Annotated in this window: 14 protein-coding genes; 5 read left to right on the top strand and 9 right to left on the bottom strand. The window is 69.2% G+C overall.

Translation table 11 applies throughout. The features are described from left to right. Positions 1-41 precede the first annotated feature (41 nt). A complete protein-coding gene (locus HT136_RS16720; RefSeq protein ID WP_214200955.1) occupies positions 42-923 on the top strand; it encodes a GNAT family N-acetyltransferase in 882 nt (293 codons plus the stop codon). On the opposite strand, the gene HT136_RS16715 is transcribed toward HT136_RS16720, so the two are convergent. The 9 genes from HT136_RS16715 to HT136_RS16675 form a co-directional block, all read right to left on the bottom strand. Beyond that, positions 924-1,163, bottom strand: a complete 240-nt coding sequence (locus tag HT136_RS16715) for a hypothetical protein (RefSeq protein WP_214200954.1) — start codon at positions 1,161-1,163, stop codon at positions 924-926. After that, positions 1,160-1,435: a hypothetical protein gene (locus HT136_RS16710; protein ID WP_214200953.1), complete on the bottom strand. Its 276-nt coding sequence runs from the start codon at positions 1,433-1,435 to the stop codon at positions 1,160-1,162. The genes HT136_RS16715 and HT136_RS16710 overlap by 4 nt, the downstream gene beginning before the upstream one ends. After that, a complete protein-coding gene (locus HT136_RS16705; protein WP_214200952.1) occupies positions 1,432-2,157 on the bottom strand; it encodes an NAD(P)H-binding protein in 726 nt (241 codons plus the stop codon). Before HT136_RS16705 ends, HT136_RS16710 begins: the two co-directional genes overlap by 4 nt. Positions 2,158-2,250: 93 nt before the next feature. Continuing rightward, positions 2,251-2,586: a hypothetical protein gene (locus HT136_RS16700; protein WP_214200951.1), complete on the bottom strand. Its 336-nt coding sequence runs from the start codon at positions 2,584-2,586 to the stop codon at positions 2,251-2,253. Positions 2,587-2,631: 45 nt separating this feature from the next. Further along, complete coding sequence (locus HT136_RS16695; protein WP_214200950.1) at positions 2,632-3,519, bottom strand: bestrophin family protein; 888 nt, start codon at positions 3,517-3,519, stop codon at positions 2,632-2,634. Beyond that, complete coding sequence (locus HT136_RS16690; protein ID WP_214200949.1) at positions 3,516-3,749, bottom strand: hypothetical protein; 234 nt, start codon at positions 3,747-3,749, stop codon at positions 3,516-3,518. The genes HT136_RS16695 and HT136_RS16690 overlap by 4 nt, the downstream gene beginning before the upstream one ends. Before the next feature lie 226 nt (positions 3,750-3,975). Then, entirely contained in the window at positions 3,976-4,152 is a 177-nt protein-coding gene (locus HT136_RS16685) for a hypothetical protein (protein WP_214200948.1), read from the bottom strand. Between the two features lie 54 nt (positions 4,153-4,206). Next, positions 4,207-5,199 (bottom strand): agmatine deiminase family protein, encoded by a 993-nt coding sequence (locus HT136_RS16680; RefSeq protein WP_246543806.1) that lies wholly within the window; start codon positions 5,197-5,199, stop codon positions 4,207-4,209. Position 5,200: 1 nt separating this feature from the next. Next, entirely contained in the window at positions 5,201-6,904 is a 1,704-nt protein-coding gene (locus HT136_RS16675) for a M28 family metallopeptidase (RefSeq protein WP_246543805.1), read from the bottom strand. Between the two features lie 180 nt (positions 6,905-7,084). Here HT136_RS16675 and HT136_RS16670 point away from each other — a divergent pair, with 180 nt between their 5' ends. From HT136_RS16670 to HT136_RS16655, 4 genes are all read left to right on the top strand, one after another. Continuing rightward, positions 7,085-9,802 (top strand): bifunctional [glutamine synthetase] adenylyltransferase/[glutamine synthetase]-adenylyl-L-tyrosine phosphorylase, encoded by a 2,718-nt coding sequence (locus HT136_RS16670; protein WP_214200945.1) that lies wholly within the window; start codon positions 7,085-7,087, stop codon positions 9,800-9,802. Between the two features lie 5 nt (positions 9,803-9,807). Beyond that, on the top strand, positions 9,808-10,281 hold the full coding sequence (locus HT136_RS16665) for a peroxiredoxin (protein WP_214200944.1): 474 nt from the start codon (positions 9,808-9,810) through the stop codon (positions 10,279-10,281). Between the two features lie 16 nt (positions 10,282-10,297). Continuing rightward, on the top strand, positions 10,298-11,101 hold the full coding sequence (locus HT136_RS16660) for a ferritin-like domain-containing protein (RefSeq protein WP_214200943.1): 804 nt from the start codon (positions 10,298-10,300) through the stop codon (positions 11,099-11,101). Between the two features lie 154 nt (positions 11,102-11,255). Next, positions 11,256-11,960: a M23 family metallopeptidase gene (locus HT136_RS16655; RefSeq protein WP_343222221.1), complete on the top strand. Its 705-nt coding sequence runs from the start codon at positions 11,256-11,258 to the stop codon at positions 11,958-11,960. Positions 11,961-11,976: the final 16 nt, after the last annotated feature.

The raw sequence follows: 11,976 nt of genomic DNA, 5'->3' as shown, positions 1-11,976 counted from the left end.
GTTCACTGGCAAATCATGGCAAGGGTACTAGGTTGCCCGCCATGATGTTGCCAGACCTCACCATCCGGGCCATGACCCGCCAGGAGGCCAACCGCCTCGTCGACTGGGCCGCCAACGAAGGCTGGAACCCGGGCCTGTCGGACGCCGCGCTGTTCTGGGAAGCCGAGCCCGACGCCTTCATCGCCGCCGAGATCGACGGCGAACTGATCGGCGGTGGCACGATCGCCTCCTACGGCGGGCACTTCGGCTTCATGGGGTTCTTCATCGTGCGCCCCGACTGGCGTGGACAGGGCCTGGGCGACATCCTGTGGCAGAACCGGCGCGAGCGCCTGCTCGCGCGCCTGAAGCCCGGCAGCGCGATCGGCATGGACGGCGTCTTCACCATGCAGGACTACTACGCCAAGGGCGGCTTCGTTTTCTCGCACCGCAACTTGCGCTACGAGTTCCTGGTCCCGGGCGACTGGCCCGACCGGGCCCCAGCCGCCGACGGGATCGCGCTCGTCCCCCTTTCCGAGCTGCCCCTCGAGGCGGTTCTCGCCTACGATCGCACCTGCTTCGCGGCCCCGCGTCCGCGCTTCCTTGCCGACTGGATCGCGCAGGACGGCGCCAGCGCGTTCGGCTGCCTGCGCGCGGGCGAACTGGCGGGCTACGGCGTGATCCGCAGGTGCCGCAAGGGCTTCAAGATCGGCCCGCTCTTCGCCGACGACGAAGCGGTGGCCGAAACGCTGTTCGCCGCACTCGCCGCCCGGGGCCGCGACGAAGTGGTCACGCTCGACGTTCCCGAGACGCACCTGGGCGCGATGGCGCTGGTCAAGCGCCATGGATTGCGCGAAGTCTTCGGCTGCGCGCGCATGTACCTCGGCCCTCCGCCCAAGCTTGCCGAGAAGCGCATCTGGGGCATCACCACATTCGAGCTGGGCTGATTAGCGGAACAGCCCGGTCTTGATGCCGAGCCCGCGATCGAGCCGCGCAACGCTGGTCGAGGCCAGCTCCTCGCCGAGTTCGCGCGCGACCTGTACGACGTGCGCGCCGGACGGCGCGCGCAGCATGACGACGAGGAAGCGCTCGCCCGCACGGTCCTGTTCGCAGGTCGAAACGACGATACCTTGCGCGGCGGCGACCGCGACATAGTCGCGAAGGCGCGGGAACGCGCGCGCGCTCACGCCACGATCCCCAGCGCGATGCCATCGCCCGACGGCAAGGTCAGAGGCTCGAGTGGCTGGTAGTCGCCCGCGCGGCACGCCCACAGGACGTGAAAATAGGCTGGCGCGGGACCAAGCGCACGCCAATCCTGCGCTTCCAGCGCCAGCGCAAGGCGTGCCAGCACGTCCTTGAGGTGCTCGCCCTGCGCGCCCACGTCGTGCTCGAGCCCTTGCGCCAGCCACATGTCGGCTTCGCGCAACAGCACCACGCGCAAAGGGGCCAGCGCGCTCATGGCTGGCCTTGCGGATCGGGCGCGAGGACGCAAGGGGCGTACTCCCAGGTGCCGCCGGCGAGGCTTGCGTCGTTGAATATTTCGAAGCTCGTGTTCGCCACGCTGCCGCGCGTCACCGAGCAGGGAAAGCCATCGGCCGAGCGGGGGACCAGTACATCGGCGAGGAAAGCCGCGACATCGCCGCGCGCGATGTCCTCGCCAAAGGCGATCCGGTCGCCCTGTACCAGCCGCACGCCCGCCTCGCCCGCGGGTCGATCGCGCAAGCCCAGTGCGCGCACGATGACGTAAGGCACACCCGAGGCGCGCAGGGTCTCCTCGCCGAGCCGCTTCCACGCCAGGACGCTGCCGAAGGTGCAGTTGTGCGGATGCTCGCGCTGGGTCACCCCCGCCGAAGAGAGCAGCACGAAGCGCGCAAAATCGGGCTGACGGCACGCCTTCGCCATCGCGGCGACCGCCTCGCATTCGACCTCGCGCGAGGTTCCGCGTCCGTCGATGGCATTGACTCCGGCGACGAAGGCCACGTGCGTGCAGCCCTCTACGGCCCGCTGGATGTCCACTTGGCAGCGCAAGTCGCCGACCACGCGTTCGGCGCGCGGATCAAGCGCGCCGGCGTCCCCGCGCACGAGCGCGCGCACCCCAAGGCCGCGCGCGCAGAGCCGCGCGACGAGATCCGATCCCACCCGGCCTGTGGCTCCGGCCACGAGAATGCGTTCGCGTGTCATCGTGCGATCCTTGGTCCCGGCCGCGCGAAGATCACGCCTGTGCCGCGCCCCTATCCGCCTGCCGACAGTCCCCCCCGAGCCGGCGTGAAAGGGCTATCCGGCCAGCCGGTCGAGCCAGGCCTGCGCCTGCTTGGGTTCTCCCACCGCATGCGAATGGGTCGGGCCGCGCGCGGCAAGGAACTCGGCGTGGAGTTCGAACGGCGTCAGGTCGAGCTTGTCGCGCAAGTCGTCGATCTCCTCGGCCAGCTCGTCGAGCCCGGCCAGCAGCGGCTTGGCCCTGGCGAGATGGGTCTTGTCGCGGGTGTGACCGAAGAGGCCCCATTGCCCCGCGGCGGTCACCTTGAGCGCGGCGATGAGCGCCTCACGGTACTCACCCTCGGCCTCCTCGCGGCGCCGGTCCATGCGTTCGAGACGATCTGCTCTTGCCATGGCCTTCGCCTTAGAGCGGGCCGCGCGCGCGTCAAGCCGCGAGGCTTACCAGAGCACGCCGTCCTTGTCGGGCTTCATCGGCTCGGGCGCGTCCTCGCCGATGCACTGCAGGAGGTCGATCTCGATCGTGCGGCACATCTGGTTGAGCGGCAGGTCGTGGACGGTGTTGGCAAACGGGTCGACCAATTCGTCGCCGATGGTGAGCACGGCCAGGAACATGACCCCCGCAATGGTCGAGCCGAGCGGGGTCGCGAACTGGAGCGTCTCGACAAGGCCGATCGGCAGCAGCAGGCAGAACATGTGGGTGAAAACGGTCGGCAGCCAGCGGTACTGGTGCGGCAGCGGGGTGTTCTTGAGCCGCTCCATGCCGCCTTGCGCGTTGGCGATGTCGACCAGCACGGCCTCCATCTGCGCCTGCTGGATGGTGTCGATCCAGCCCTTGCGGCGCGCTTCGTCGATACGCCGGCCGGTACCGTCGAGAATGCCGTTGGCAACGTTGGTGCGCTGGAGCGCAAGGTCGGCCTCGTGGCGCGGAAGCAGGCGGATCACTTCCTCGTCGGGCTTCTGGCGGCGCAACTGGCAGCGCAGCGCGTTGACGTAGGCAATCTGGCGCAGGACGATCCGGCGCTTGTAATCCGTACCTTCGGGGTCGGGCAGGAAGTTGCGCGCGGCGCGCGCGATGTTGCGGCTGGCGTTGATCATCAGCCCCCACAACTGGCGCCCCTCCCACCAGCGGTTGTAGGCCGAATTGCTGCGGAAACCCAGGAACAGCGCGAGCGCCGAACCGAACAGCGTGACCGGCAGCTCGGGCGCGTCGAAAGGCAGCACGTAATACGTGATGGTGACGATGACGTCCCACACGAAGAGCACCGCAAGCGGTTTCCAGACCTCGCGGACGATGCGGGCGGGACGGGGGGCGGACGTGACGATCATCGGGCTTCGGGTCGCTCCTTGGGCACCAGGCGGGGGTCGGCCGCTGCGGACGCGCTTGCGGCCTGCGCCATCGCGGCCGAACTCGCGCTGGCGGGACGAATCTTGAGCCAGTCGACCCGGTCGACCGTGACGAAGAAGGCAAGCACGCCGCATCCGAACAGGAACAGCAGGAGATTGCCAAGCAGATTCTCGCGCACGGTGGCGCTTTCGGCTTCGCTGAACTGGCGCATGGTCACACTCCTCAAGGGGCCTCAGACAGGCCATGGACGGTGGTACAACACCCAGTTTGGGGAGGCTTGGTTAGCGCTGCATGATCGCTTTGCAACGAAGTTTTGCTGCACCGCAATATTGCCGATCCGCGGTGCATCGCGCGCGACGAACCGCAGGCATGTGCGCGTCGGCCGGGTCTCAAGCTATCGGAAAGAGGGAACTTGTGTGCACGAGGGCACCGCCCGTTTAAAACCCCAAGCGCATCCCGGCGAGCGCGAGGACGAGTGCGCAGGCGACCACGCTGAGCGAGCGCAGCGCGTCGAGTCCGGGGGCAAGCGCGGGGCCCGTGACGGCGCGCACGCGAAGGTGTACGGGGTCGGTCACCGAGACGAGTTTGAGGATGGGAGCAAGGGCGCGGGCCATGCCCGGAGATATGCGCCCGAGCCCTTGCCAAAATGTTAACCGCGCCCGGCCCGATCAGCCCGCCGAAGGCAGCGAGGGCATCTGCTGGCTCGAACAGTGGAACGAACCGCCGCCCGCCAGCACCGCGTCGGCCATGACGCCCACGGTGTCGCGATCGGGAAACAGTTCGGCGATCGCGCAGATGCCGTCCTCGTCGTGCGCGGTGCCGTAGATCGGCACCACCACCAGGTTCGAGGTGATCGCGAAGTTCATGTAGCTCGCAGGCTCGATCCGCCCCTCGCTCTCCACGCGTCCCGGCGAGGGCACTTCGGCCACCGTCACCCCCATCGCCTCGGCGCGCGCCTTGGCATCGGCATAGATCGCCGCGTTGGGATCGTCCTTGCCCGTCGCGCGCGGCAGGGCGAGGACATTGGGCGCCACGAAGCGCGCGAGGTTGTCGACGTGGCCGTCGGTGTGGTCGTTGATCAGGCCATCGCCCAGCCACAGCACCCGGTCATAACCGAGGTCACGCCGCAGGCGCATCTCGAGATCGGAACGCGCGAGGTGCGGGTTGCGGTTGGGGTTCAGGAGGCACTGCTCGGTGGTGGCGACGAGGCCGGTGCCATCGCCGTCGAGCGCGCCGCCCTCCAGGACCCAGTCGGCCACTTCGACCGACAGGCCCGCATCGCGCGCGAGCTCGGCGCCGATCTCCTGGTCGCCCTCCATCAGGTACTTGCCACCCCAGCCGTTGAAGCCGAAGCGCATCGCACGGCGCGCGCCCTCATCGTCCATGGTGACGAGCGGCCCCGTGTCGCGCAGCCAGACGTCGCCGTAGCGGCGCACCTCGAGGGTCACCTTGTCCGAGACGAGCGAGGCCGCGCGGGCACGGTTGGCCTCGTCGCGCACAATCAGGCGCACCTCCTGCCCGCTTTCGGCGACGACGCTGGCGAACTGCGCCATCTGGACTTGCGCGGCCTCGAGGAAGCCCGGCCACTCGACCGGATCGTGCGGAAAGCCGATCCAGATCCAGTCCTGCGGGTGCCATTCGGGGGGAAGGGCGAAATGCAACTCAACAGCCTCCTTGGGATGCGGCGCAGGCCTTGTCGCGCACCGCCCGGAATTCATCGTCCTTGTGCCAGTTCGGCCAGAAGTCCGAATCGGCCAGATCGCGGCCGAGCCGATAGAAGAGCGACACGTCCTCGACAATGCCGTCCCAGTTCCAGCTGTCCGAATATTCGTCGGACGGGGCATGGTAGTGCTTGGCGGTGTACTCTTCCGAAAGCGCATCGCCCGCCGCCGTGCCGCCCTCGAACAGATCGGTGCTGCGCTCGATGTTGAACATCGGCACGCCCCGCTTGGCGAAGGAGAAGTGGTCCGAACGGTAGTAGCCGCCGCGCTCGGAATGGTCCTCGGGCACTTCGCGAAGGCCTTCGTCGGCAAGCGCGTCGCGGAACAGCGAGGTGAGGTCCGACTTGTCGCCGCCCACCATCGCGTAGCTGCGCGAACGCGGCGCGGGCAGCAGCGCGTCCATGTTCACCCCGCCCACGGTGTGGTCGAGCGGGTAGACCGGGTTGGCGGCATAATATTCCGAACCCAGCAGGCCCGATTCCTCGAGCGTGACCGCCAGGAACACCTGGCTGCGCGCGGCGGGGCCAGCCTCCGAATTGGCCTTGGCGAGCGCGGTCAGCGCAGCGATACCCGTCGCGTTGTCGACCGCGCCGTTGCAGATGCCATCGCCGCTCGCATCGGGCGTGCAATGGCCCAGGTGATCCCAGTGCCCGGAATAGAGCACGTACTGGTCGGGGTGGACCTTGCCCGGCAGGATGCCGACGACGTTGTTCGAGACCGACTTGCGCACCTGGTTGTCGAAGCCGAAGCTCGCGGTAAGGCCGAGCGGGACCGCCTTGAAGCCCTTGCGCTTCGCCGCCACGCTCAGGGCGGCGAGATCCTGCCCGGCCGCCTTCAGGATCGCTTCGGCGACCGGCTTCTGAACCCAGCCGTTGGCCGCGGTCTGGCTCGCGCCGTCATCGGGGGTCTGCACGTAGTACTGCGCGCCGGTCCAGCTCGAGTTGACGACGTTCCAGCCATAGGCGGCGGGGAAAGTGTCGTGGACGATCAGCGCGGCCGTGGCGCCCTGGCGCGCGGCTTCCTCGAACTTGTAGGTCCAGCGCCCGTAATACGTCATGCGCCGGCCCTTGAAGGGGCCTTCCTCGGTCTCGGCGGCGTAGTCGGGGTCGTTGACGAGAATGACCGCCGTCTTGCCCTTCATGTCGACGCCTGCATAGTCGTTCCAGCCCAGTTCGGGCGCGTTGATACCGTAGCCCACGAAGACCAGCTCGCTGTCCTTGATCCGCGTTTGCGGCGTCACGCGGTAGCTCGCCGCCACGTAGTCGCTACCGAAGGCGAATGTCTGCGCCGCGCCCTTGCCCGCGATGGTCAGCGGCGTCTCGTTCGCGGCGGTGATCTCGACCGTGGGCACCGGCTGGAGCCACTGGCCCTTGTTGCCCGGCTGGAGCCCGGCCGCCTTGAACTGCGCAACGATGTAGTCGAGCACTTTGGGCTCGACCGAGGTGCTCGGCGCGCGGCCCTCGAAGGCGTCGGAGGCGAGCGTTCGGGTCACCTCTTTCATCAGCGGGACCGAGATCGCCGGCTTCGCCTCGTCGCGCATCTCGGGCGGTGGCAGCGCGGTGCCCTTGGGGAGCTTCGTGTCGGCGTGGGCGTGCACGCTCGTCGACAGGGCGAGCGCGGCGAGGAGAAGGAGACGGCTTTTCAAGACGAAGGACCCCATGTTCGGAAGGGACGACGCGGTTGCGAGCGCCAATGGCGCACAGGTGCCAGAGCCGGCCCTCCGGAACAACCCTGCCGACGACCGGCGCACGACCAGCGCACGACCGATTGGCACCCCGTCGACAAGGCGCTTGCCCGGGCCCGCGCAAGGCGGCAGGACAGGGGCATGACCAGGACCACCGCAGGGGACTGGCGCGGCGCGCTTGCCCGCGCCCGCGCCCACGCCCCGTTTCTCGCCAATCTGCTCACGCGCCGGGCCGACCTTGCCGCCCTGCTGTCGGACGGGGAAGGCGAGGCCGCACTCGCGCTGGCGCGCCAGGCGGGCGAAGGCGCCCCGAGCGTCGGCTCGGCGCTGCGCCGTGAACGCCAGGCGCTCGCGCTCACTCTCGCCATCGGCGATCTGGCCGGTGCCTTTCCCCTGCTCCGGGTCACCGGAGAGCTCTCCGCCTTCGCCGACCGCGCGCTCGACGCCGCCATCGCCGACGGCATCCGCCGCCGCGCGCCCGAGGCCGAGCCTGCCGGTTTCCTCGCGCTCGCACTCGGCAAGCACGGCGCGGGCGAGTTGAACTACAGCTCGGACATCGACCCGATCCTGCTGTTCGACCCCGAACGCCTGCCCCGGCGGACACGCGATGATCCGGGCGAGGCCGCGCAGCGCGTGGCGCGCCACGTCGTCGAAACGCTCTCCAAGGTCGATGCCGAGGGCTATGTCTTTCGCGTCGACTTGCGCCTGCGCCCGGCTTCCGAGGTCAGCCCTCTCGCGATCTCGATCGACGCCGCGCTCACCCATTACGAAAGCTCGGCGCTCGCCTGGGAGCGCGCCGCCTTCATCCGCGCCCGCGCCTGCGCGGGCGAGATCGCGGCGGGCGAGCAGTTCCTCGCCGCAATCCGCCCCTTCGTGTGGCGCAAGAGCCTCGACTTCGGGGCGATCGCCGAGATCGGCCGGCTCACCCGCCAGATCCGCGCCAGCGCGCGCGGGGCGAGCGAAGTCGGCCCCGGCTTCGATCTCAAGAAGGGACGCGGCGGCATCCGCGAGATCGAATTCGCAGCCCAGACCCACCAGCTCATCCACGGCGGGCGCAACCCGGCGCTGCGCCTGCGCGGCACGCGCGAGACGCTCGATGCCCTCGCCCATGCCGGCCTGATGCCCGCCGAAGAGGCGCAGCTGCTCGGCGAAAGCTACGACCGGCTGCGCACGATCGAGCACCGCCTGCAGATGCTGCGCGACCATCAGACCCATTCGCTGCCCACCGACGCGCAAGCGCTCGACGAAGTCGCCCGGCTCGACGGGCTTCCCGATGGCGGGGCTCTCATCGCCGAAGTGGCCGCGATCACCGAGGCGGTCGGCGCGCGCTACGACGCGCTGGTCATGGCCAATACCCCGCTCGTCCCCGACAAGGCGGTGGCCATGCCCGCGCAGGAAACCTTGCGCGACGAGCTGGAGGACCTGGGCTTTGCCGATCCCGCCGCGCTCGCCGAGCGGATCGAGGGCTGGCTTTCGGGCCGCGTGCGCGCGCTGCGCTCGGACGCCGCGCGCGCCGCCTTCGAGGCGGTACGCCCCGACCTCCTCGTCGCCTTCGCCAAGGCTTCGGACCCCGAACGCACCCTCGCGCGCTGGGAGCGCATGCTCGACAACCTGCCCAGCGCCATCAACCTGTTCCGCCTGCTCGAGGCGCGCCCCGCGCTGCTCGCGCTGCTGGTCGACATCCTCAGCCTCGCGCCCCCGCTCGCCGACGCGCTGGCGCGCCGGGCGGACCTGCTCGACCCGCTGATCGACGCCAGCGCCTTCGACCTGCCGGGCGAGGTCGACACCCTCGTCGCCGCCTTCTCGCGCTTCGAGCCGGGCAGCGACTACGAACGCGTGCTCGACGCGGTGCGCCGCAAGGTGAGCGAGGCGCGCTTCCGCCTCGGCGTGCAGCTGATCAAGGGGGCCAACGACCCGATTGCCATCGGCCAGGGCCTCGCGCGCATCGCCGAAGCCGCGCTGATCGTGCTGACCCGCGCGGCGAGCGCCGAATTCGCGCAGCGCCACGGCACGATCCCCGGCAGCGAGATGGTGGTGGTCGGCCTCGGCCGCTTCGGCGGGGGCGTGCTCACGAACGCCTCCGACCTCGACCTCATCTATCTCTTTACCGGCGACTTCCACGCCGAGTCCGACGGCGCCCGCCCGCTCGGCGCGACGCTCTACTACAATCGGCTGTCGCAACGCACGAGCGCCGCGCTCTCGGTGCCGACCGCCGAGGGGGCGCTCTACGAAGTCGACACGCGCCTGCGCCCCTCGGGCGAACAAGGCCCGCCCGCCGCCTCGATCGAGAGCTTCCGCCGCTACCAGGGCGAGGACGCCTGGACCTGGGAGCACATGGCGCTGTGCCGCGCGCGCGTGCTCTACGGCTCCAGGCCCGCGCGCGAGCTGGTCGAGGCGGAGATCGCCCGCGTGCTCACCCGCAAGCGCGAACCCGAGACGCTGCGTAGTGACGTGCGCGAGATGCGCACCCGCATGGCCGAGCACAAGCCAGCCAAGGGCCCGCTCGACGTCAAGCTCGCGCGCGGCGGACTGGTCGACCTCGAATTCCTCGTCCACCACGCCCAGCTCGCAAGCGGCGAGGGGCTCGAGCCCGACCTCGCCGCGGCGATCGGCGCGCTGGTTCGCACCGGCCACCTGCCCGCCGATCTCGCCGGCGCGCACGATACGCTCACCCGCTTCCTCGTCGCCGCGCGCCTGCTCGCCCCCGACGGCGACGTGCCCGGCCCCGCGCCGCGTCTGGCCCTCGTGCGCGCTTGTGGCTATGGGGACTGGGACGAACTCGAAGCCGCGCTGGGCGCGGCGCGCACCGCCGTCGCACGCGCCTGGCGCGAAGCCTTCGGCGAAACACTGGAGATGTAACACAGATGACCGACCGTCCCGGCCCCGGCACCCCGTTCCCCGACATCGCGCTCGATACGCCCGAAGGGGGCAGCGTCAAGGTGTCCGACTTCGCGGGCCGCAAGCTCGTCGTGTTCTTCTACCCCAAGGACTCGACGCCTGGCTGCACCACCGAGAACATCGATTTCTCCGCGCTCATGCCCCAGTTCGAGGCCGCCGGCACCGCGCTGCTGGGCGTCAGCAAGGATTCGGCCAAGAAGCACCAGAACTTCATCGCCAAGCACGACCTCAAGGCCCCGCTGGCGACCGATGCCGAGGAGAACGGCCTGTCCGACGCGCTCGGCATCTGGACCGAGAAGCAGAACTACGGCCGCACGTACATGGGCATGGTGCGCACGACCTACCTCATCGGCCCCGACGGCACGATCGCCCAGGTCTGGGACAAGGTGAAGGTCAAGGGCCACGCCGAGGCCGTGCTCGAAGCCGCCAGGGCGCTCTGAACCCGGCCAAACCGACATGACCCAGGATTCCCGCCCCTCGCTCGCGCGCGCGATCCGCGCCGCGCTCGAGGAGAGCGACCCCTTCGCCAAGGCCATGGCGACGCGCAAGGTCGCGCGCGACTGGCGCCTCGGGCGCCTTGCGCCGCGCTTCGACTGCGCCATGCCCGATGTGCCCGGCCGCCCCGTGCACCCCGAATTGCTGCCGCCCAGCCAGATGCCCAAGCGGCGCAAGGCAGGCTCGGAGCGCGCGCGCATCGCGCTGTGGCACTCGATCGCGCACATCGAATTCGTCGCGATCGACCTCGCGCTCGACATGGCCGGGCGCTTCGGCGGCGAAATGGACGACCACTTCATCGGCGATTTCCTGTGGGTCGCGGCCGACGAGGCAATGCATTTCGCGCTGATCGAGCGGCACTTGCGCACGATGGGCAGCCACTATGGCGCTCTGCCCGCGCACGGCGGACTGTGGGATGCCGCGAATGCCACGCGCCACGACGTCGCTGCGCGCCTCGCGGTGGTGCCGATGGTCCTCGAGGCGCGCGGGCTCGACGTCACGCCCGGCATGCTAACTAGGGTTAAATCCTTAGGGGACGAGCGCGGGGCCGTTATCCTCCAACGAATCCTTGACGATGAAATCCGGCACGTCCGGTTCGGCGCAACGCATTTCATCGACGAGGCGAAACGTCGCCAAAGCGAGCCTGCGATTCTGTGGAAAATGCTGGTTTCCCGCCACTTCAAAGGGGCCGTTAAGCCACCGTTCAACGACTCGGCGCGCTCGGCTGCCGGTTTGTCGCGGGAATTCTACCCCGCGCTTGTTTGATTAACATTCGCGTCCATAACAGTAACACGTGAGACGGCGGGGGGTTCCGACCATCTCCAAAAATGCGCACGAGGCAGGGCCGGCAACGGACTTGCGATCGGAAGGTTCAAGCGCCGAATCGGCAACGATTCCGGCGGATAACAAGGTATTGCGAGTGGTCGTAACGAAAGTCTTCGCCAACATCCGCGCAGTGGCCGGTGCCGCCGTTTTCGCGGGTACGCTTGTCGCGGCGCATCCCGCGATGGCCAACTCCAGCGCCGCCTCGGCCGACATCGCCGCGCCGCTGCGCGCCGCGCAGTCATCGGGGCAGTCGGCTTCGGGCAGCGAGGACGAACAGTTCCGCAGCCTGTTCAGCTCCTGGCAGAACTACGAGGAAACCGGCCTCGCCGCCGCCAAGCCCAAGGCCCAGGTCGGCGCCATCCCCCCGGTTTCGATCCCCTCGCGCAACCCGCTCAACCACTCGATCGCCACCAGCGACTTCGGCATGCGCGAACACCCGATCCTGGGTCGCCGCATGGGCCACAAGGGCATCGACCTCGCTGCCCCCACCGGAACTCCGGTCTACGCGCCCGCCGACGGCCTCGTCAGCCGCGCCTCGATGTTCAGCTCCTACGGCCTGTTCATCTCGATCGAGCACGGCGGCGAGCTGGAAACCCGTTACGGCCACCTCTCGCGGCTCAACGTCGCCGAAGGGCAGATGGTCCACAAGGGCGACCTGATCGGCTTCGTGGGCACCACCGGCCGCTCGACCGGCCCGCACCTCCACTACGAAGTCCGCGTCGACGGTGTCGCGGTCAACCCGGTTCCCTACATGCAGTCGGGCATCGCCGCGACCGAGGGCGACGCCAAGGGCGGTTGACCCCTCGCACAGCGCT

The sequence above is a fragment of the Novosphingobium profundi genome (assembly GCF_018491765.1).
Taxonomy (GTDB): domain Bacteria; phylum Pseudomonadota; class Alphaproteobacteria; order Sphingomonadales; family Sphingomonadaceae; genus Novosphingobium; species Novosphingobium profundi.
Note: the sequence above shows the minus strand (reverse complement) of the source record. Positions and strands in the feature narration are given on the sequence as shown.

Coding starts and splice junctions, on each gene's coding strand:
- HT136_RS16720 (WP_214200955.1), top strand. CDS start 42: ATGATGTTGCCAGACCTCACCATCCGGGCCATGACCCGCCAGGAGGCC.
- HT136_RS16710 (WP_214200953.1), bottom strand. CDS start 1,435: ATGAGCGCGCTGGCCCCTTTGCGCGTGGTGCTGTTGCGCGAAGCCGAC.
- HT136_RS16705 (WP_214200952.1), bottom strand. CDS start 2,157: ATGACACGCGAACGCATTCTCGTGGCCGGAGCCACAGGCCGGGTGGGA.
- HT136_RS16700 (WP_214200951.1), bottom strand. CDS start 2,586: ATGGCAAGAGCAGATCGTCTCGAACGCATGGACCGGCGCCGCGAGGAG.
- HT136_RS16695 (WP_214200950.1), bottom strand. CDS start 3,519: ATGATCGTCACGTCCGCCCCCCGTCCCGCCCGCATCGTCCGCGAGGTC.
- HT136_RS16690 (WP_214200949.1), bottom strand. CDS start 3,749: ATGCGCCAGTTCAGCGAAGCCGAAAGCGCCACCGTGCGCGAGAATCTG.
- HT136_RS16685 (WP_214200948.1), bottom strand. CDS start 4,152: ATGGCCCGCGCCCTTGCTCCCATCCTCAAACTCGTCTCGGTGACCGAC.
- HT136_RS16670 (WP_214200945.1), top strand. CDS start 7,085: ATGACCAGGACCACCGCAGGGGACTGGCGCGGCGCGCTTGCCCGCGCC.
- HT136_RS16665 (WP_214200944.1), top strand. CDS start 9,808: ATGACCGACCGTCCCGGCCCCGGCACCCCGTTCCCCGACATCGCGCTC.
- HT136_RS16660 (WP_214200943.1), top strand. CDS start 10,298: ATGACCCAGGATTCCCGCCCCTCGCTCGCGCGCGCGATCCGCGCCGCG.